The 20691-nt window shown below is 71.7% G+C and carries 17 protein-coding genes, 1 tRNA gene and 1 pseudogene; 16 read left to right on the top strand and 3 right to left on the bottom strand.

Annotated features, from left to right (window positions below; translation table 11 throughout):
• Positions 1–120: 120 nt before the first annotated feature.
• The 4 genes from CRP27_RS07825 to CRP27_RS07810 all read left to right on the top strand — a co-directional run bounded on the left by CRP27_RS07825 (position 121) and on the right by CRP27_RS07810 (position 4592).
• Positions 121–1581, top strand: coding sequence for an MFS transporter (locus CRP27_RS07825; protein ID WP_369680013.1), 1461 nt, complete (start codon positions 121–123; stop codon positions 1579–1581).
• Between the two features lie 149 nt (positions 1582–1730).
• Entirely contained in the window at positions 1731–2405 is a 675-nt protein-coding gene (locus tag CRP27_RS07820; protein WP_097180111.1) for a GntR family transcriptional regulator, read from the top strand.
• A gap of 193 nt (positions 2406–2598) precedes the next feature.
• Positions 2599–3924: an LCP family protein gene (locus CRP27_RS07815; protein ID WP_097180110.1), complete on the top strand. Its 1326-nt coding sequence runs from the start codon at positions 2599–2601 to the stop codon at positions 3922–3924.
• A 578-nt stretch (positions 3925–4502) separates the two neighbouring features.
• Positions 4503–4592 (top strand) — tRNA-Ser (locus CRP27_RS07810).
• 147 nt (positions 4593–4739) lie between these two features.
• On the opposite strand, the gene CRP27_RS07805 is transcribed toward CRP27_RS07810, so the two are convergent.
• Entirely contained in the window at positions 4740–5927 is a 1188-nt protein-coding gene (locus CRP27_RS07805) for an MFS transporter (RefSeq protein ID WP_097180109.1), read from the bottom strand.
• Positions 5928–6061: 134 nt separating this feature from the next.
• Between CRP27_RS07805 and CRP27_RS07800 the strand changes: the two genes are divergently transcribed.
• From CRP27_RS07800 to CRP27_RS07790, 3 genes and pseudogenes are all read left to right on the top strand, one after another.
• On the top strand, positions 6062–6511 hold the full coding sequence (locus tag CRP27_RS07800) for a MarR family winged helix-turn-helix transcriptional regulator (protein WP_097180108.1): 450 nt from the start codon (positions 6062–6064) through the stop codon (positions 6509–6511).
• A gap of 44 nt (positions 6512–6555) precedes the next feature.
• Complete coding sequence (locus CRP27_RS07795; RefSeq protein ID WP_097180107.1) at positions 6556–7599, top strand: glycosyl hydrolase family 18 protein; 1044 nt, start codon at positions 6556–6558, stop codon at positions 7597–7599.
• 30 nt (positions 7600–7629) lie between these two features.
• A pseudogene (locus tag CRP27_RS07790) lies at positions 7630–8199 on the top strand (Type 1 glutamine amidotransferase-like domain-containing protein); the annotation flags it as partial.
• Between the two features lie 7 nt (positions 8200–8206).
• On the opposite strand, the gene CRP27_RS07785 reads toward CRP27_RS07790, so the two are convergent.
• Complete coding sequence (locus tag CRP27_RS07785; protein ID WP_097180355.1) at positions 8207–8569, bottom strand: hypothetical protein; 363 nt, start codon at positions 8567–8569, stop codon at positions 8207–8209.
• Between the two features lie 379 nt (positions 8570–8948).
• Between CRP27_RS07785 and CRP27_RS07780 the strand changes: the two genes are divergently transcribed.
• From CRP27_RS07780 to CRP27_RS07765, 4 genes are all read left to right on the top strand, one after another.
• Complete coding sequence (locus tag CRP27_RS07780) at positions 8949–9380, top strand: hypothetical protein (protein ID WP_217990705.1); 432 nt, start codon at positions 8949–8951, stop codon at positions 9378–9380.
• On the top strand, positions 9377–10552 hold the full coding sequence (locus tag CRP27_RS07775) for a zinc-dependent alcohol dehydrogenase (RefSeq protein WP_097180104.1): 1176 nt from the start codon (positions 9377–9379) through the stop codon (positions 10550–10552). Before CRP27_RS07780 ends, CRP27_RS07775 begins: the two co-directional genes overlap by 4 nt.
• Before the next feature lie 76 nt (positions 10553–10628).
• Positions 10629–11789: a glutathione-independent formaldehyde dehydrogenase gene (locus CRP27_RS07770; protein WP_097180103.1), complete on the top strand. Its 1161-nt coding sequence runs from the start codon at positions 10629–10631 to the stop codon at positions 11787–11789.
• A 16-nt stretch (positions 11790–11805) separates the two neighbouring features.
• Positions 11806–12447 (top strand): DUF1345 domain-containing protein, encoded by a 642-nt coding sequence (locus tag CRP27_RS07765; RefSeq protein WP_097180102.1) that lies wholly within the window; start codon positions 11806–11808, stop codon positions 12445–12447.
• 44 nt (positions 12448–12491) lie between these two features.
• Here the strand turns inward: CRP27_RS07765 and CRP27_RS07760 are convergent, their stop codons facing one another.
• Positions 12492–13487 (bottom strand): LacI family DNA-binding transcriptional regulator, encoded by a 996-nt coding sequence (locus tag CRP27_RS07760; protein ID WP_097180101.1) that lies wholly within the window; start codon positions 13485–13487, stop codon positions 12492–12494.
• A 97-nt stretch (positions 13488–13584) separates the two neighbouring features.
• Here CRP27_RS07760 and CRP27_RS07755 point away from each other — a divergent pair, with 97 nt between their 5' ends.
• The 5 genes from CRP27_RS07755 (at position 13585) to CRP27_RS07735 (ending at position 20650) form a co-directional block, all read left to right on the top strand.
• Positions 13585–14799, top strand: a complete 1215-nt coding sequence (locus CRP27_RS07755; RefSeq protein ID WP_097180100.1) for a Gfo/Idh/MocA family protein — start codon at positions 13585–13587, stop codon at positions 14797–14799.
• Positions 14796–15800, top strand: coding sequence for a sugar phosphate isomerase/epimerase (locus CRP27_RS07750; RefSeq protein ID WP_097180099.1), 1005 nt, complete (start codon positions 14796–14798; stop codon positions 15798–15800). The genes CRP27_RS07755 and CRP27_RS07750 overlap by 4 nt, the downstream gene beginning before the upstream one ends.
• A gap of 175 nt (positions 15801–15975) precedes the next feature.
• Positions 15976–16968 (top strand): MoxR family ATPase, encoded by a 993-nt coding sequence (locus tag CRP27_RS07745; protein ID WP_255257477.1) that lies wholly within the window; start codon positions 15976–15978, stop codon positions 16966–16968.
• Positions 16968–18299 (top strand): DUF58 domain-containing protein, encoded by a 1332-nt coding sequence (locus CRP27_RS07740; RefSeq protein WP_097180098.1) that lies wholly within the window; start codon positions 16968–16970, stop codon positions 18297–18299. Before CRP27_RS07745 ends, CRP27_RS07740 begins: the two co-directional genes overlap by 1 nt.
• A complete protein-coding gene (locus CRP27_RS07735; protein ID WP_097180097.1) occupies positions 18296–20650 on the top strand; it encodes a DUF3488 and transglutaminase-like domain-containing protein in 2355 nt (784 codons plus the stop codon). Before CRP27_RS07740 ends, CRP27_RS07735 begins: the two co-directional genes overlap by 4 nt.
• Positions 20651–20691: the final 41 nt, after the last annotated feature.

Below are 20691 nucleotides of genomic sequence, written 5' to 3'. Positions count from 1 at the left end.
TGCAATGATTGGGGCTCCGGCGTCGGAGCCGGATTCGATAGGGGGATCCGGCTCCGCCCTCGGACACGCGTCGTTCCGTCTCTGAACCATCGCGGCGATCTCGGCGTAGGTTCCCCTTTCGTGAGCAGCGCGACGACGAACGGGGCGATCAAGAGCCTGGTCCCCGCCAGGATGGACAGACTGCCGTGGACACGGTTCCACTGGAGTGTCGTGGTTGGACTCGGGGTCTCCTGGATCCTCGACGGTCTGGAGATCCAGATCGTCTCCAACGCCGGCTTCCAAGCCGATCTGAACCTGTCGACGCAGCAGGTGACCTCGCTCGGCACGATCTACCTCGTCGGGCAGGTCGTCGGCGCCATCGTCTTCGGTCGGATGTCCGACCGCCTGGGCCGACGGAAGCTCTTCATCCTCACGCTGGCCATCTACCTGATCGGCTCCGGCATCGCCGGGCTGGCGCAGGACTTCTGGTTCCTCGCGGCCTTCCGGTTCGTCGCGGGCCTCGGCATCGGCGGCGAGTACGCGGCGATCAACTCGGCGATCGACGAGCTCATCCCGGCGAAGTACCGCGGGCACGTCGACATCGCGATCAACGGCACGTACTGGGGCGGTGCCGCGCTCGGCGCCTTCGCGAACATCTACCTGCTCGACACGGCCAACTTCGCCGAGAACATCGGCTGGCGCATCGGGTTCTTCCTCGGCCCGGTGCTCGGCATCGCGATCATCTTCCTGCGACGGCACATCCCGGAGAGTCCGCGCTGGCTGATGACGCACGGGCGCGAGGAGGAAGCGGAGGCCACGGTCACGCAGATCGAGGAGTCCGTCGAGAAGTCCACGGGGCACCGGCTGCCCGACGTGGACGAGTCGAAGGCGATGACGGTGACACCGACCGACAACGTCAAGTTCCGCACGATCGTGAAGGTGCTGTTCCGGCAGTACCCGACCCGGACCCTGGTCGGCGCGACGATGATGATCACGCAGGCCTTCCTCTACAACGCGATCTTCTTCACGTACGCACTGGTGCTCACGAACTTCTTCGGCCTGAAGACCGCCGAGACGTCGGTGTACTTCTTCCCGTTCGCGATCGGCAACCTGCTCGGACCGATCATCCTCGGCCGGTTCTTCGACACCTGGGGCCGTCGGCAGATGATCTTCTCGACCTACCTGGTCTCCGGGCTCGTGCTCGCGACGTCGGCGTTCCTGTTCCAGGCGGACGCGATCAGCGCCGGCGTGCAGGTGGTCTTCTGGTGCGTCTCGTTCTTCTTCGCCTCGGCGGGGGCGTCGAGTGCGTACCTGACCGTGAGCGAGATCTTCCCGCTCGAGCTCCGGTCGCAGGCGATCTCGTACTTCTTCGCGCTGGCGCAGATCTTCGGTGCGATCGCGCCGCTCATCTACGGGGCGCTCATCGGCGACGGGTCGTCCCGCGAGCCGCTGTTCTGGGGGTACCTGCTCGGGTCGGCGGTGATGATCGCGGGCGGTGTCGTGGCGCTGGTCTTCGGCGTCGACGCGGCTCGGAAGGGGCTCGAGGACGTCACGCAGCCGTTGTCGGTCCTGACCAAGGAGGCCGACGCTCCACGGAAGTAGTATTCCGTATACGGAGTGTTTAGCGCGTCGAGCGTGCGACTGTCATCGTGCTCCCATGGCACTCCTCCACAGCGCGGCATCCGACCGCACGGTCCACGGTCCGTCCTCGTCCGATCGCGGCGGCGTGGGCCGTGCGTGATCCTGACGGCATGGGGCGAGCAGACCACCGCGCGGGCCGCGGCGACGACGATCCGAACGGCATCCGGAGGAGCCTGCTGCGCGATGCCGTCTTCGCCCGGCTGCTCGACAACGTGCTGCGCGGGGTGTACCGCCGCGGCCAGCGCATCCGGCTCGACGCCATCGCCGAGGACATGCGGGTGTCCCGGACCCCGGTGCGTGAAGCGCTCATGCCGCTCGAGAACCTGCGCTTGGTGAGCGTGCAGCGCTACGTCGGTGTCGTCGTCGCGCACTGGACCGTCGACCACATGACGGAACGGATCCGGATCGCGCGGACGATGATCACCGAGCCGTCGTCCGGTCCGACCGGCTGCGCCGACCGGTTCGACGTCGCCTGGGTGCGGGAGTGCCAGACCGAGGGTGGCGTCTTCGTGGAACTCGGATCGTGGTGGTTGCGGCGGAACGGTGCCGCGGTCAGCGCCGACTGGCTCCTCTCGCAGCACGCGGTCCTCGACGCCTTCTTCTCCGACGAGGTCGCACTCGCGAACGGCATCGACGCCGTCGTCGCCCGTCGGGAACGCCGGTCGATCGCCGAACGCGCGACGATCGCGGCGGAACGGGACGCCCTCGACGAGTGCGCCGCGGCACTCGTCGAGCTGGCGGATGCGCTCATCGCGCTGCCGGATCGGTTCCGGACGGCGGCCTGAGCACTCACCGCGGATTCCGGGGTCGCTCGCACTGAATCGCCAGGTGTGCCCGTGGCAGGGTGGTCCGGTTGCCGTCTCCGCTGCCCGGGTCAGCCCGGGCTCGTGCGGGACGCCCCGGCGCCCGACAGGGTGGGCGCTGCCCGCACGCCAGCCCCACCGGCGTGCACCGTGTCCGCACACGACAGGAGTGCCCGTGAACGACGTCCGCGATCGATCCCACCGTCTCAACCGAGCAACCGGGATCGCACGACACGGACGTCTCCGGCACCGTCACCCCGTCGGCACGATCACGAAAGTCCTGTCCGGCGTCGTGGCCGTCGCCCTCGTCAGCTCGGCCTCGGTCGCCGCGATCGCCGCCAAGCAGGTGACCGACGACCTCGGCGACGGCGTGCAGATCCAGGGGCAGACAGCGCCGAAGGCCAAGGGGGCCACGGCGCTCAGTGCGTACAAGGGCGGGTTCAACATGCTCGTCGTCGGCACGGACAACGACCCGGAGCAGGGGACCGCGTACGGCGAACGCGACGCCACGCTCAACGACGTGAACATCCTGCTGCACGTGTCCGCCGACCACACGAACGCCACGGCCGTGAGCATCCCGCGCGACCTCATCACACCCATCCCCGGGTGCCAGAAGCCGGACGGCTCCGGCACCACACCGGCCATGGCGGCGCAGCCGATCAACAGCGCGTGGGGCGAGGGCGGGCTCAACTGCGTCGTGCAGACCGTGCAGGGGCTCACCGGACTCGACGTCCAGTACTCCGCGGCGGTGTCCTTCAACGGGGTCATCGAGATGTCGAACGCCATCGGCGGGGTGCCCGTCTGCGTCGCCCAGCCGATCCACGACCGCTACACCGGCCTCGACCTGCAGCAGGGCACGACGACCCTCCAGGGGGACCAGGCTCTCGCGTTCCTGCGCTCCCGGCACGGCGTCGGCGACGGCTCCGACCTCGGCCGCATCTCCAGCCAGCAGGTCTTCCTGTCCTCGCTGCTCCGCACGGTGAAGTCGAACGACACCCTCACCTCGCCGACCACCCTGTACAAGCTGGCCCGCGCTGCGGCGTCGAACATGCAGTTGTCCCAGAGCCTGAACGACGTCGGCACGATGGTGCAGATGGGGCGGGCGCTGCAGGACCTCCCGCTCGCCCAGGTGAACTTCGTGCAGTACCCGGGCACGACCGGGGGGACCGGGGTCTACGCCGGCAAGGTGCAGCCGTCCACCGAGCTCGCGGCCCAGTTGTTCACGAAGATCAAGGCGGACCAGTCCTTCTCCCTCGGGGCCGACAGCACCGGCATCGGGTCGGAGAGTGCGGCGTCCGCAGGCCAGTCGGCCGGGTCGAGCGCTGCCGGCTCGGCGCCCGCCGCCGGATCGTCCGCCGCGCCGTCGACGTCCGCTGCGGGGTCGGCGAGTGCTGCTCCGGCGGCGCAGACCCCCGCGGCGACGGCCCCGTCCGAGACGATCGACGGCCTGCAGGGTCAGTCCGCCGACCAGCAGACCTGCTCGAAGGCCTTCGGCTCCTGAGCCCGCGCGCGAGCCTCGCGTTCGCCGGCCCACCCCGGGAAAGCGACTGATTCCCGCAGTACCCCGGCGCCAGACTGTCGCTCCGGCGGTACGCACGCCCGGATGTTGCGCGGACGTGTCGCTCTGCCGCGACGGATCCCGGCGCGCGAGTCTCGCGGTCAGCGACACTTCTCGCGCCCCGGAGGCCGAGAACTGTCGCGCGGGCCGAGTCTCGCGCCGCGCTCGCCGAGCCTCGCGCCGCGCGGGCCGAGTCTCGCCGGGCGCAGCCGGGCGAGTCACCACCGAGATCGGGGGCGCGGTGGTGGGCCGCGCCCCCTCGGTCGCTCCCCGGCCGAGCGCCGCGATCGGGCGCGTCGGGCTCGGCTCCGGGGAGCGACGTCGGTGCTGTGTCGCGACTACGGAGGGGAACCCTCCGGAACGTGATCGCCGCGTCCCGTCGATGCTATTGAGCGGGGTACGGCCGGACAAGCCCCACGTGTCCCCACTTCGGGGGACCGGCCGCGCTCTACGGTGACGCGCCGAGGTCGAGAGTGGCCGCGTCCTCCTGTATGGTGGTCGGAGTGCTCGCGAGAGTGCTTGGAGACGTCGCATAGTCCGGCCGAGTGCACCACCCTGCTAAGGTGGAGTCCCCTTTGAGGGGACCGAGGGTTCAAATCCCTCCGTCTCCGCACCACACGAAACCCCGGTCCAGTCGGACCGGGGTTTCGTCGTTCCGGAACACGGCGCGGCGACCACGGACGCCCGACGCGACCACGGACGGACTGGAGGCGCGGTGCCAGCGGACACCGCGCCTCCAGTCCGGTGGGTGCGCACCATCAGACCGTCGCGACGCTTCCCGTCGCCACCGCACCGCGCGAACGGCCGCGGCGTGCCGCGGCGGCGGCGACGGCGGTCAGCACGACCGCAGCCAGCGTGATGCCCGCACCGGCCCAGATCGGCGAGGTGTAGCCGAGCCCTGCCGCGATCGTGAGTCCACCGATCCACGCGCCGAGCGCGTTGCCGAGGTTGAACGCGGCGATGTTCGCCCCGCTCGCCAGGGTCGGCGCGTGGTCGGCGTACTGCATGATCCGGGTCTGCAGGGCGGGCACGGTCGCGAACCCGAACGCTCCCATGAGCACGAGCGAGACGACGGTGAGCACGGGTGAGGTCGCGACGAGGGCGAACACCGCGAGCACGACGGTGAGCACGACCAGGACGACGAGGAGTGTGCCGTCGATCGACTTCGAGGCGAGCTTGCCGCCGGCGAAGTTCCCGACGAACAGTCCGACGCCGAACACGATCAGGAGCCACGGCACCGAGCTGGACGCGAAACCGGACACCGAGGTCAGCGTGTACGCGATGTAGGTGAAGGCACCGAACATGCCGCCGTACCCGAGCACGGTGATGCCGAGCGACAGCCACACCTGGCCGGAGCGGAAGGCGCTGAGCTCCCGGGCGAGCGACGGGGTCTCGGTGACCCGGACGGCCGGCACGAGCACGAGCACGCCGACGAGGGCGACGATCCCGATGACCGCGATCGCCCAGAACGTGGCGCGCCAGCCGAGTGCCTGGCCGAGGAACGTGCCGAACGGGACGCCGAGCACGTTCGACGCGGTGAGTCCGGTGAACATGAGTGCGACGGCGGAGGCGCGCTTCTCGCGGGCGACCATGTTCGACGCGACGACGGAGCCGATCCCGAAGAACGCTCCGTGGCACAGGGCGGCGATCACGCGGCCGAGCATCATGACGCCGTACACCGGCGCGACCGCGGAGAGGGTGTTGCCGATGACGAAGAGCACGAGCAGCCCGACCAGGACGGGCTTGCGGGGGAGTCGTGTGGTGGCGGCGGTGAGGCCGAGCGCCCCGACGATCACGGCGAGGGCGTACCCGGTGACGAGCCAGCCGGCGGTCGTCTCGGTCACGCCGTAGTCGGCGGCGACCTCGGGCAGGAGCCCGGTGATGACGAACTCGGTCAGGCCGATGCCGAATCCGCCGAGTGCGAGGGCGATGAGTCCCGCGGGCATGGATGTCCTTCCGTTGTGCGGTGCAGCTGGGCCGCGTACGCTGGTTGTTGCAGACGCGGGATATCGATAGTTGCACACGCGGGGTATCCGCGCAAGCAATCATCTGTGCCCGCGATCACGAGTTGGGAGAGTCCATGTCCGTCGACGACATGTCCGTCGCCGTCCGCGCCCACGGCTGGCGCACGCTCGCAGCCCTGCACGGCCTGATCGAGGCGCGGCTCGAGCGCGGCCTGCGCGAGGTCGACCTGTCCGTCGTCGAGTTCACCGTCCTCGACGCTCTCCGTCGTCAGGACGGCTTCCACATGCGCATGCAGCAGCTCGCCCGTGCCGCGGCGCTCAGCCCGAGCGCGACCACCCGCCTGGTGAACCGGCTCGAGGAGCGTTCGCTCCTCACCCGCGTGCTCTGCGCCGACGACCGCCGCGGGCTCTACACCGAGCTGACGCACGCCGGCCAGCGGCTGCTCGACGCGGCCACGCCGATCCACGCCGCCGCGCTCGAGGACGCGCTCGCCGAAGCGCGAGAGGTCCCGGAGCTCGAGGAACTCGCGATCGCGGTCGACCGGCTCGAGGGCGCGACGGTCTGACGGGAGGCGCGGCTCCTCCCCGCCCCGCGCGCTACGGTGTGCGGATGGTGCGGCGGAGCGGTCTCGTGGTCACCGGTGCGGTCGTGGTCGCGCTGGTCCTCGGCGGCTGCGCCGCCGGGCCGGATGCCGGCAGCGCGGCCCGTGCCGGTGCCGGTGCGGGTGCTGGTCTCGCCGTCGAGGCGTACGTCGAGCCGGGTGACGGCTCGGTCGGCCTGGTCTCCGACGCGTCCCGTCGCGCGACGACGATCGGGATCGACGGGGTCACCGTCGCGGACGACGGCGCTGGTCTGAACGACCTGCCGGTCGGTGTCGAGGCGCTCGCCCGGACGGCGACCGACGGTGGAGCGGCTCCGGAACTGCTCGTCAGCAACTACTCCGAGTCGATCGGGGACTTCTCGCCCGAGGTCGGCACGGCACTGCTCTCCGACGCCGGGAACCGGTCGCAGGTCGCGTCGCGCCTGGCGGAACTCGCGGCCGAGCAGCACGTCCGCGGGGTGCAGATCGATCTCGAGTCGCTCCGGGGCCGCGACCGTGCCGGACTCGTGGCGTTCGCCGGTGCGCTCCAGACCGCCGTGCACGACCGGCTCGGGAAGGACGCCGAGGTGTCGATGGCGGTGATGGCGTCGACGAGCGTAGGCGGGTACCGCGACACCGGGTACGACCTCGGTGCGCTGGCGGACCACGTCGACCGGTTCGTCCTGATGACCTACGACCAGCACGGCCCCTGGAGCGACCCCGGGACGATCGGGTCCCTGCCGTGGGCGAAGCGTGTGGTCGCGGCCGCCGAACGCTCCGGCGTCCCCGCCGACCGGATCGACCTCGGCATCGCCGGGTACGGGTACGTCTGGGGTGGCTCCGGCGACCCGCAGCTCAGCCCGGACGCCGCGCGTGCAGCCGCGGGGAGTGCCGCGACGTGGTCGGCCCGGACCGGCGAGTGGTCGGCCACGCTCGACGACGGACGCGAACTGCACTGGTCCGACGCCCGGTCCTACCGCGCCCGTGTCGCGCTCGCTCAGCACCTCGGGCTGCACGGCGTCGCGCTCTGGTCCCTGAACACCCTGGCCCTGCCCGGAACGGAGACGACGTGAAGCTCTCGGCAGACCGGTCGAGAGTGCCACGCGCTCGTCGTCCCGACCGCGCAGTGGGGGCACCCGATGTGCGGGCCGGCCTCCGTGCGGAGCCTGGTGGCCGGCGGGAGCGACTCCCGGTACCTGGCCGGGTTGGGGTGGGCCTCGGTCGGCGTGCTGGAGCTCACCGCGCTGCCGACGATCGGTGTCGAACGGTGGGGGGCCTGGGTGCGCGAGGCGGACGTGCTGCTCGTCGACGGCGGTGACGCGACGTACCTGAGCCACTGGATGCGGGCGTCCGGACTCGCCGAGGTGCTGCCGTCGTTGCCAGACACGGTGTGGGTGGGTGTGAGCGCCGGGAGCATGGTCATGACACCGCGGATCGGCGCGTCCTTCGTCGAGTGGCACGGCGCCGCCGACGACCGCACCCTGGGGATCGTCGACTTCTCCGTCTTCCCGCACCTCGACGCGTTCCCGGAGAACACCCTCGAGCACGCCGAGCGGTGGGCTGCCGACATCGGCGGGCCGGCCTACGCCATCGACGAGCAGACCGCGATCGCGGTCGACGGCAGTTCGGTGCGGTTCGTCTCCGAGGGTCGTTGGGTGCAGTTGCGCGACTGAGACGACGCTAGGGACGCTCGTCGACGAGTGCGACGAACCGGCTGCCCACGCCGTCGACCTCGCGGCGGGTGAACCCTGCGGTGGGTTCCGGCGCCTGGTAGGGGGCGTGGTAGTCGCACATCAGGTGGTCCCAGTCGGGCCACCACTTCTTCGGCCGTGCGGTCTCGCTGTACCCGCAGACCACGCACTCCAGGCGCACCCAGACCTTCTTGCCGCCGGTGCGGTTCGCGCGTGACTGCACGAGCCAGGCGGGCGGGTCCTGCTCGATCGCCGCCAGGTCGGCCTCGCTGAGTCGCGGCGGGATCCCGTGGTGGGCCGCCATCTCGAGGGGGATGTCGAGCCGGACGGCGGCGTCACGTCGGGAGAGCATCACCCCAGCGTAGGTTCTCCGCTCTCGTTCGCGGAACGACGCCGGTGGCGGACACGACCCCAGCGGTGACGACGAACAGCTGAGTCGGCTCCCGGCCCGTCCGCCACGCCGCGATCGTGGCCAACATGCGCGGAGTGCTGCTCTTCCTGGAGGCCCGTGGAGCCGTTCCGTCGCACCCTTGACCTGCGGAGGAGAGGCTCGACGGAGTGCCGTCCGACACTCCCACCTCAATCCTCACCGCCCAGTGGACGCGCACCGAAGCGACTCAGGAGGCAGCGGTGACATCACGCAGGATCAGGAACAGTACGGCCTCGGGAGGACCGAGGAACACCACCGGGAGCACCCGGTGAAGGCGGCACGGGCAGGAGCAGTCGCGGTGGTGACCGTCGGGGTCGCCGCGCTGCTCCTCGAAGGACGACGCCTCCGATCGGCCGCGCAGGCCGGTCCACCCTCGTCCGGCTCCGGGTGGCACGCCGTGACGGTCTTCCGCCCCCGCGAGGAGATCTGGCCGGACGGCCGCGTGCCCACCCCGCTCGCTGCGCTCGGATCGTCGGTCGAGATCGACCTGCGACCGGCGCCGGGCGGCAAGGGGACCGAGGTCCGCGCACGCCTGCGGACACCGGGTGGCGCCGTGGCCGGGAAGGACGCCGTCCGTCGGCTCCGGCGGGCGCTCCGCGAGTCGAAGCAGGTGGTCGAGGTCGGGGAGGTCCTCCGGGTCGACCCGGTCCCGCACGGGGAGCGGAAGCGCACGCCGACCGGGGCAGCCGTGGAGTTCGCGACCGATCGAGGACCAGAGGAGGGATTGCTGTGAAGGCACTGTGCTGGACGGGCGTGAACAAGGTCGCGGTCGAGACGGTCGACGACCCGAGCATCCTGAACGAACGAGACGTGATCGTGCGCGTGCGGTTGAGCACCACCTGCGGCTCGGACCTGCACCTCCTCGGCGGGTACATCCCGACGATGCGCGCCGGGGACGTGCTCGGCCACGAGTTCATGGGCGAGGTCGTCGAGGTGGGTGCCGCCGTGCAGAACCACCGCGTGGGGGACCGGGTGGTGGTCTGCTCCTTCATCGCCTGCGGGCAGTGCTGGTACTGCGACCGCGGGCTGTACTCGCTCTGCGACAACGGCAACCCGAACCCGGCGATCACGGAGACGCTGTGGGGGTCGCCGATCGGCGGGTGCTTCGCCTACAGCCACGCACTCGGGGGGTTCGCAGGCAGTCACGCCGAGTACATCCGCGTGCCGTACGCCGACCAGGGGGCCTTCACGGTCCCGGACGGCGTGTCGGACACCGCGGCGCTCTTCGCGTCCGACGCGGCCCCGACCGGGTGGACGGGCGCGGACCTCGCCGGCATCACCCCAGGCGACACCGTCGCCGTGTGGGGTGCGGGCGGGGTCGGTCAGATGGCGGCCAGGGCAGCGATGCTCCTCGGCGCGGAACAGGTCGTCGTGATCGATCGACTGCCGGAGCGCCTCGAGCAGGTCCGCGAGCACATCGGCGCGGAGACGATCGACTACTCGGAGGGAGCGGTGCTGGCGGACCTCAAGGAGCGGACGGGCGGGCGCGGCCCGGACGTGTGCATCGAGGCCGTCGGGATGGAGGCGCACAGCACCGGCCCGATGTACCTGTACGACCAGGTCAAGCAGCAGCTGCGGTTGCAGTCCGACCGACCGACGGCGTTGCGGGAGGCCGTCTACGCCTGCCGGAAGGGCGGGAGCCTCTTCGCGCTCGGTGTCTTCGGCGGGCTGGTCGACAAGTTCCCGTTCGGTGCCGTCATGAACAAGGGCCTGACCGTCCGCGGCGCCCAGCAACACGGGCACCGGTACATCCCGACCATCCTCGACCGCATCGCGGCGGGGGAGATCGAGACCGAGCACCTCGCGACGCACGTCCTGCCGCTCGACGACGGGCCGAAGGGTTACGAGATGTTCAAGAACAAGGAAGACGGCTGTGTCCGTGCCGTCTTCCAGCCCGGCAGCTGAGCCCGGGCTCCTCGGAGCGTCGCGACGCGAGAACGACGCGACGCACGTACGACGAGACGCAAGAGGAGAGAACACCATGAAGGCTGTCGTGTACGACGGTCCGCGGAACGTGACCGTGCGAGATGTCCCGGACGCGAGGATCGAGCGTCCGACCGACGTCCTGGTCCGGATCACCACCACGAACATCTGCGGCTCCGACCTGCACATGTACGAGGGCAGGACGGACTTCGAGACCGGACGGTGGTTCGGCCACGAGAACCTGGGGCAGGTGATCGAGGTGGGTGACGCGGTGGACAAGATCCGTGTCGGCGACTTCGTCGTCATCCCCTTCAACGTCGCCTGCGGGCACTGCAAGAACTGCGAGCGGGGGCTGACGAACTACTGCCTGACCGCGCAGCCCGAGCCGTCGTGGGCGGGGGCCGCGTACGGCTTCGCGGACATGGGGCCGTGGGCGGGCGGGCAGGCCGAGCTGCTCCGGGTCCCGTGGGGCGACTTCAACTGCCTCAGGCTCGGCGAGGACGCCGAGGAGAAGCAGAGCGACTACGTCATGCTCGCGGACATCTTCCCGACCGGCTACCACGCCACGGAGATGGCCGGCGTCCGACCGGGCGACCAGACGGTGATCTACGGTGCTGGCCCCGTCGGGTGCATGGCGGCCTACTCCGCGATCCTCAAGGGAGCGAGTCGGGTCATGGTCGTCGACCGCCATCCCGATCGGCTGCAGAAGGTGGAAGCGATCGGGGCGGTGCCCATCGACGACTCCGCCGTCGACCCGGTGGAGGCCGTGAACGAGCTCACCATGGGTCTCGGCGCGGACAACGGCTGCGAGTGCGTGGGCTACCAGGCGCACGACCCCGGCGGCACCGAGCACCCGAACGAGACGCTGAACCGGCTCGTGCAGTCGGTCCGCTTCACCGGTCGCATCGGTGTCGTCGGTGTGTTCGTCCCGCAGGACCCCGGCGGCCCGGACGAGTTGGCGAAGTCCGGTCAGGTCGCGTTCGACTTCGGACAGTTCTGGTTCCGGGGCCAGACGATGGGCACCGGGCAGTGTCCGGTGAAGCGGTACGACCGCCGGCTGCGTGACCTCATCGTCGCGGGGAAGGCGACGCCGTCGTGGATCGTGAGCCACGAGCTGTCCCTCGACGAGGCACCGGCGGCGTACGAGCACTTCGACAGCAGGGAAGCGGGTTGGACGAAGGTCGTCCTGCACCCCGACACGGTGTCCTCCGGGACGTGAGGCGCGGGGGAGTCCCATGTCCGATCGGAGCCTGTCCGGCCGACGTGCGGGCGTGTGCGTCGCGGTCGGGGTGGTGGCCGGCGTCGTCGTCGGTGTCACCACCTCGCCTGCGCTCTCGCCGCTCGTGGCGTGGTGCACGGCCGGCATCGTCGCCCTCGTCGGGGTGTGGCTGCAGTGCTGGCGGCAGGACGCCGAGGGCACGCGGCGGCTGGCGGAGGAGGAGTCGTCGTCGCGCGTCACCGACGACGCGATCGTGGTCGCCTGCCTCGCGAGCATCGTCGCCGTCGTCGTCGCGCTCCTGCAGTCCCGGGAACGGTCCGGGTCACCGACCTCGGTCGCACTGGTCGTGCTCGGGGTCCTCGGCACGATGGTGGCCTGGGCCCTCGTGAACACCGTGTACGCGTTGAAGTACGCGCGTCTCTACTACCTCGACCACGACGACGACGGGTTCGACGCGAAGCAGGACGCTCGGCCGACCTACAGCGACTTCGCCTACTTCGCCTTCACGATCGGCATGTCGTACGCGGGGCCGGAGGTCGAGCCCAACGACACGATCGTCCGTCGCAAGGTCCTCCCGCACGCGCTGCTGTCCTACTTCTTCGGCACCGTCCTCATCGCGGTCGCCATCAACCTCGTCACGAACCTCGGGCAGGGCTGACCCGGGCGGCTGCGCGGTCCTGGAACGACGGTCGATCCGGACCGTCAGGTCCGCGGCGCAGCGGTCGTCGACCGGACGACGAGCGACGGTGGCACGAGGGCCCGTGTCGGCTCCGGCCGCTCGGCCGCACCGATCAGTTCGACGAGCCGGTTCGCCGCGAGCCGCCCGACCTCGTCGTTGTGCGGGTCGACCGTGGTCAGGCGCAGCAGGGGTGAGGCGGCGAGCGGGGTCTCGTCGTTGCCGACGACCGAGACGTCCTCCGGTACCCGGAGCCCGGCCTCGAGGACCGCGGCGATCGCGCCCATCGCCATGACGTCGTTGGCGGCGAACACGGCGGTCAGGTCCGGTCGCTCCTCCAGGGCGCGACGCGTCGCCTGGTAGCCGGTCTGCTCGGAGGTCGGCCCTGCGCCGACCACGAGGGGCTCGATGCCGGACTCGGCCATCCGCGCGACGGTGGCGGCGCGGCGGACCGCTGCCGGGCCTCCCGAACCGGTGACGTGGACGATGCGGCGGTGACCCAGGTCGATGAGGTGGTCGGCTGCCAACCGTCCTCCCGCGGCTTCGTCGGAGGCGACGACGTCCAGCCCGCCGGGCACCTCCGTGCGCTCACCGGCGACGACGACCGGGGTGTCGGCGGGGACGACGAGGTCGGGGAAGCCCTCGGCGGCGAGGACGACACCGTCGACCCGGAGCGAGACGAGGTCGTCGAAGGGCGACGAGTCCAGGTGCGCGTTCGCCCTGGTGTCCGCCAGGGTGAGCCGGAGGCCGTGCGGGGCGAGGGCCTCGCGCACGCCGTCGAGCATGGGGACGTACCAGGGGTTCCGGAAGTCGTCGACGACGACGCCGATCGTGCGGGTGCGTGTGCCGGCGAGGATCGCGGCGGCGCGGTTCGGGCGGTACCCGAGCTCCGCAGCGGCGGCGAGGACCGCGGACCGCCGTGCGTCGGAGACCCCGGGGTCGTCGCGCATGACCATCGAGACGAGCGACTTCGAGACACCGGCGCGGGCGGCGACGTCGATGATCGTCGGTGGTCGGGACACGCGGCTCCTTGACAGGACATGGGGTGGTGGGGCTACAGTCTAGCGACATGTTCTGGAACGTTCCAGAAGCGCATCACACCGTCTCGAAGGAGAGCACATGAGCGACAGCATCGGCGTCGCCGTCATCGGCGCGGGCATGGCCGGCAAGGCCCACATGGCCGCGTGGCGGAACGCACCGTCCCTGTTCGGACCGACGCTGCCGCCCGTCCGGCTCGTGTCGGTCGGCGACGTGTACGAACCACTGGCGGCCGCGTCCGCGCAGCGCTTCGGGTACGCCCGGCACGACACCGACTGGCGAGCGATCGCCGAGGCGGACGACATCGACGTGGTGAGCGTCGTCGTCGCGAACACGCTCCACCGCGAGATCGTCGAGGGCCTGCTCGCCGCAGGCAAGCACGTCCTGTGCGAGAAGCCGCTGTCGGACTCGCTCGAGGACGCGCGGGCGATGGCGGACGCCGCTCGTGACGCAGCGCAGCGTGGGCTCGTGGCCCGCGTCGGCTTCACCTACCGCCGCGCTCCGGGGCTCGCCGCGATCAAGCGGCTCGTCGAGGACGGGACCCTCGGCCGCGTCCTGCACGTCTCCGCCCGCTACTGGACCGACTACGGCTCCTCGCCCGACGTCCCGTTCTCGTGGCGCTTCGCGGGAGCGCCGGGCACCGGTGCCCTCGCCGACGTCGGGTCACACCTGGCGTACGTGGCCGAGTTCCTCGCGGGCGAGGTGCAGAGCGTCAACGGCGGCATGTTCACGACCGCCATCACGAAGCGCCCGATCGCCGCCGGGTTCGCTCTGCGCGGCCAGGCCGTGCCGCTCACCGGCGAGTTCGCCGACGTCGAGAACGACGACTACGCCACGTTCAACGCACGCTTCGGCGACGGCTCCGTGGTGGGCTCGCTCGAGGTGTCGCGTGTCGCCACGTCGCACCCGAACGGCCTCGTCGTCGAGGTGTTCTGCGAGAACGGCGCCGCACGCTGGGACCAGGAGCGCGCGTCCGAGATCGGCCTCGCCGTGCAGTCCGACGGCTCCCGCCTCGGTGGGTACCGCCAGGTCGTCCTCGGCCCGGACCACCCCTACGTCGCGGGTGGCATGGCGATGGACGCACCCGGTGTCGGCTGGGGCCAGAACCAGATGTTCGAGTACCAGGCGCGCGCCTTCCTCGACGAGGTCGTGGGCACCACGAGCGACCCGCTGCCGGCGAACGCCACGTTCGACGACGGCGTCCACAACATGGAGGTCCTCGACGCGGTGGCCCGGTCCGCCGCCGACGGGGGAGCAACCGTCGACCTCACCGCAACGGCAGGAGTGCACGCATGAAGCTCGGTCTCTACAACGCGATCTTCCACGACCGCCCGCTCGCCGCGGCGCTCGAGGCCATCGCGGGCAATGGGCTCACCGGCATCGAGCTGAACACCGGCGGGTTCCTGCCGCCGGTGCACGTGCCGAACGTCGACGAGATCCTCGACGACGACGAGGCCCGCGACGCCTTCCTCGCGCAGTTCGACGGGACCGGCGTCTCGATCGCCGGCCTGAACTGCAACGGCAACCCGCTGCACCCGGACCCCGCGATCGGACCGGAGCACGCGGAGGACGTCCGCCGCAGCATCCGCCTCGCCGCACGCCTCGGCCAGGACCGCGTCGTCACCATGTCGGGTCTGCCCGCGGGGGAGCCCGGTGGGACGCGCCCGAACTGGATCGTGAACGCCTGGAACTCCGCGGCGCTCGACGTGATCGAGTACCAGTGGAGCGTCGCCGTGCCGTTCTGGCAGGAGATCGACGCCCTCGCCCGGGAGCACGGCGTGCGGGTCGCGCTCGAGCTGCACCCGCAGAACGTCGTCTTCAACCCGGCGACGATCCGCGAGCTCGTCGAACGCGGCGGCCTGACCAACGTGGGCGTCGAACTCGACGCCTCGCACCTGTTCTGGCAGCAGATGGACCCGGTGGCCGTCGTCCGCGACCTCGGCCCGCTCGTGTTCCACGCCGCCGCGAAGGACGTCCGGATCAACCCGCACGCCGCGATCAACGGCGTGCTCGACAACTCGTTCCGCCGGTTGTCGCCGGACGAGCCGCGCACGAACCTCGGCGGGGACGAGTGGGCGAACGAGTGGCCGAAGCCCTCGGCGTGGGACTTCGTCGCACTCGGCAAGGGCCACGACGAGGCGTACTGGTCGGCGTTCCTCGAGGCCCTGCGCGAGGTCGACCCGGGGATGTGGGTGAACATCGAGCACGAGGACACCGAGCTCGGGCGCGAGGAGGGCGTCGCCGTGGCGGCGCGCGTCCTGCTGGCCGCCGACGCATCGCTGGCGGCTCGCGTCTGACGCGCTGCGGGAACCGGACTGGAGGCGCGGCCCACGTGAGCCGATCGGCTCACGTGGGTCGCGCCTCCAGTCCGCCACCGTGTGTCCGGTGGCCCAGTCGGTGACGCATCCTCCGGGCGCTGTCACCGGGCCGTTGTAGCATGCACGACACCTGTCCCGAGACGAGGAGGCCTGCGTGCCGGAACCGACCGACCCTGCCTTCCCGATCGAGCGCATCCGGGACGTCGGTGACGACGTCATCGCGGCCGTCTCCACCGTCGTCGACGGCAAGGCCGAGGCCATCCGCACCGCGTTGACGGTGATGCTCGCCGAGGGGCACCTGCTCGTCGAGGACGTCCCCGGTGTCGGCAAGACCGTGCTGGCCAAGGCGCTCGGTGCATCGGTCGGCGGGTCGGTGAACCGCATCCAGTTCACGTCGGACATGCTCCCGTCGGACGTCACGGGCGTGAACATCTTCGACCAGTCCTCCGGCACCTTCCGGTTCTCACCAGGACCGGTGTTCGCGAACGTCGTCATCGGCGACGAGATCAACCGCACGAGCCCGAAGACCCAGTCGGCGCTGCTCGAGGCGATGGCCGAGGCGCAGGTGACCGTGGACGGCGTGACGCGGAAGCTGGACAGCCCGTTCATGATCGTCGCGACGCAGAACCCGATCGACATGGAGGGCACGTACCCGCTGCCGGAAGCCCAGCGCGACCGCTTCATGGCGCGCCTGACCATGGGCTACCCGAGCGCCGACGCCGAACGGCAGATGCTGACGAACCGCGGCGGTGGCGACCCACTGGCGCACCTGCGGCCCATCGTCGACGTCGACACGCTCCGCGACCTCATCCACTCCGTGCGCACGGTGCACATCGCCCCCGACGTCGAGGCGTACATCGTCGCGATCGTCCGGGCCACCCGATCGCACCCCGACATCGTGCTCGGCGCCAGCCCGCGTGCCACGCTGCACCTCGCCCAGGCGGCCCGCGCCCACGCCGCGCTGCTCGGTCGACCGTTCGTCACCCCGGACGACGTCGCGGTGCTCGCGCCGGTCATCCTCGCCCACCGACTCGTCCCGGTCGCCCGCGGTCTCGGCGGCACCGGCGACGACACCGTCCGCGAGATCGTGGTCCGCATCGTGTCCGACACCGCCGTGCCCTTCACGGCCACGCCCGTCCGCTCCTGATGTCCGGTCCCTCGGCACCGCCGTCGTTCGCCCTGCGTGCCGGTGCCGCCCGCTCGACGGCGGCGCGGTACGGCCGCCGGGGGCTCGCACTGCTGCGGCGGACGCCCTTCCCGCGACCGACCGGCCGCGGGTGGACTGTCATCGCCGTCGGCATCGGACTCGTCGGCGGCGGACTCGTCGGCACCACGAGCGTGGCGGTGTCGGCCGGGTTGCTCCTGCTCGTCCTCGTGGTGCTCGGCGTCGTGATGGCGTTCGTCGTGGCCGCTCCGCTGCGCGGCAGCCGGGGCTCGGCACGCGCGATCGTCCAGGTGGGCGAGGTCTACCGGGAGCGCATCACGCTCCGTGGCACGAGTCTGCCGATCGGCCCGCGGTCGACGCTGCTCGTGCGGGAGCAGCTCGACGACGGCCTCGTGAGCGTGTCCACCGCCGAGACCTACGCGGCCGTCGGACCGAACCTGCCGCCGGCCGTCCTCGACGTCGAAGCGCTGGCGATGCACCGTGGTCGGAGCCTCGTCGGGCCCGTCACCATCCGGGTGGAGGACCCGTTCGGCCTGCTCCGGATCGACCGCCCCGTGGTCGCCGCGGAGGAGGTCGTGGTCGTCCCGGCGACGACACCGCTCGGCGCGATCGAGACGGGAGCGCTCGCCGGTGCCGTCTCCGCGGACGAGGGCCGGGTCGGCCAGGGCGGGTCGGCGGACGACAGTGAACTGCGGCCATACCGCCCCGGCGACCCGATCCGTCGCGTGCACTGGGCCCAGAGCGCAAGACGCGGGGAGCTCCACGTCCGGCAGACCACGCAGGCCCAGCCACCGGAGGCCGTCATCGCCCTCGACGTCCGACGCGAGTCGTACCAGCGGCTCGGTCGCGACGACCTCGCCGAGCTCTCCGACCTCGGCGGCGACGCGGCCTTCGAGCACGCGGTCGTCGTGGCCGCCAGCGTCGCGCGGGCCCTCGCCGCCCGGACGTCCCGCGTGCTGCTCGTCAGCGACGGCCCGGCCGGCAGCACCCGGCACGCGGGGGACGCCGGTGGCTTGACCGACGTGCTGGTCGGGCTCGCCGACGTGCGGGTCCGTTCCGATGCGCGCGAGGTCACCGAGGTCCTGCCCGACGTGCGCGGACGCGACGTCCACGGCATGACCGCCGTCGTCACCGGGCACTGCACGGCCGAACAGGCCGCCGAACTCGTCTCCTCGACGACCGGGTCGAGCCGCGGCATCCTGGCGACCATCGTCCCGCCGGACCCGGTGGTGCGCGGGATCCTGGACCGCGGCGGCTGGCGGACGCTCGTGGTCCCGGTCGCCGGCGCGCACGCCCCCGGGAGCCTCCGGTGAGCGGCGTCTCGACACGGCCGGCGGCGCCCCCGTCGTCGCGCGCCGACAGCGGTCGCGCGACCGCCCGGCAGGACCGCGCCGACTCACCGAACCCGTGGGTGGTCGCACTCGCCCCGGTGCCCGTCCTCATCGCGGCCCTCGCCATGCGTCCGCTCGTGCAGGGTGTGGCGTGGTGGGTCTCCGGCGTCCTCGTCGCCGCCGTGCTCGTCGGCACGATGCTCGCCGTCCGCCGCCGTGCTCCCGGCGTCCGGTTCGTCGCGCTCGTCGCCGCACTCGTCGTCTGCTCGTGCGCGGCCGCGGTCGTGGGCGGCGTCCAACCGCTCGGGTGGCTCGACAAGGACGGCGCCCTCGGCGAGACGCTCGCGGCCATCCGCCTGAACCCCGCGCCCCTGCCGCAGTCCGACGCCATCCGGCTCATCGTGACCGTCGCGATCGGGTGGGTCGCCGGGGTGTCCCTGTTCCTCGCGGCCGTCGCCCCGACCGCGGCACTCGCCGCCGCGCCGGCCCTCGTCATCCTCATCGTGCCGGGCATCGTCACGGGCGTCCCGGCAGCTCCCGGGCTCGTCATCGCCACCGCGATCGCGTTCCTCGCGTTGCTGTGGCTCTCGGTCCGGCCGGTCCAGCGCGCCCTCCCTGCGGCGGTCGTCGGCGCGATCGGTCTCGTGGTCGCCGTGGGCCTGCCCGCGATCGTGCCGCTCAACGCCAGCTGGTTGTCCGGCGTGACCGGAGCGATCCAGTCGCCCGTGCAGCCGGGTCGCCCCGGCACGCTGCTGAACCTCGGCAAGGACCTCCGGCAGCCGAACGAGCTCGAGGTGTTCCGGTACCGGTCGTCGGACGGGCAGCCGGAGTACCTCAAGCTCGCCGACCTCGACGAGTTCGGGACCGGCGACTGGGTCCCGACGACCACCGACGCCAGCAAGTCCGACACCGCCGACCAGCAGCAGTGGGCCGTCGGCGTGAACCCGCGGCTGTCGACCCGCGGGGACGTCACCGTGCGCATCACCGGACTGTCCAGCAACTACCTCCCGGTGCCGTCGGGCGCGGTCTCGATCGAGTCGCGGTCGACCAACCTCGACCTGTCGCAGTGGCGGTGGATGGGCGAGTCCAGCACGGTCCGCTCCACCGGGCCGGCGACGCCGCGCGGCTCCACCTACGAGGTCTACGGTGCCTCGACGTGGTCGGGGGAGTACCTCGACGCGATCGCCGCGTCCGGGCTGCTCGGTCGTGCCGACGGCCGCGGGTACGCGACCCCCTCGGCGAACCAGCTCCGGACGGACCGGGCGCTCCCGAAGGACCTGCCGAAGAGCATCGCCAGCACGGCCCAGCGCGTGGCCGGCAGGGCGGGCTCCGACTACCAGGAGGCCCGGGCGCTCGAGCAGTGGTTCCGCAGCGACCTGTTCACGTACTCCGAGACGGCACCGGTCGAGCAGGGCTACGACGGCGACAGCATGGACGTCGTCGCCAAGTTCCTGCAGGTCCGCGAGGGCTACTGCGTGCACTTCTCCTCGGCGATGGCGGTGATGGCCCGCACGCTCGGCATCCCCTCGCGCATCGCGGTCGGGTACCGGGCGGGGGCGACCCAGGCCGACGGCGAGTACACGGTGTCGAACCGGCAGCTGCACTCGTGGCCCGAGCTGTACATCAAGGGCGCCGGCTGGGTGGCGTTCGAGCCGACACCGGACTCCGACCAGGCCGCGCAGTCCTCCACCGAGGCCACGTCGACGCCCTCGGCGGCCGCTCCCGAGACGCCGCTGCCGGCTCCGGGGCAGTCGGCGCCGGCGGAGTCCTCGGCCACACCGACGCCCTCCGCCTCCGCAGCTCCCGGAGCGGTCGGCTCGACCGGTGACGGCAACGGGCCGCTCGGGCTGGCGGTCGGCATCGTGCTGGCGCTCGCGCTCCTCGTCTCGCCCGCCGTCGTGCGAGCCGCTCGACGACGCTCCCGGCTCGGAGCGATCCGGTCCGGTCGTGCACCGGCGGTGAACGCGTGGCGTGAGGTCCTCGACGACGTCGCCGACCACGGGTACGCTCCAGGGCTCGCACCGCCGGGTGACGCCGCTGCGGCCGCCCGGACGGCGCGTGCGGTCCTCGGGCGACTCCGGCCGTCGTTGCCGGCGGCGGTCGTCCCGCATCTCGACGCGGTGGTGGACGCGGTCGACCGGGAACGCTTCGCCGCCGGGGGTGCAGCGGCGGTGGACACCGATGCGCTGCTCGCCGCCGTCCTGGAGGCACGTGTCGCCCTCGACGCATCGGTCTCTGGTGCCCGGGTGGTGCGGTCGCGCGTGCTCCCGCCGAGCCTGCTGCCCTCGTCGGCGTGGTCCCACGAAGGTCATCGCAGGCGCCGCCCGGCGTAGCCCCGGCGCCGCGCATCCCGCGGGCACGCAGTGTGCGAGGT

The organism is Curtobacterium sp. 314Chir4.1 (assembly GCF_900215175.1).
Classification (GTDB): domain Bacteria; phylum Actinomycetota; class Actinomycetes; order Actinomycetales; family Microbacteriaceae; genus Curtobacterium; species Curtobacterium pusillum_A.
Note: the sequence above shows the minus strand (reverse complement) of the source record. Positions and strands in the feature narration are given on the sequence as shown.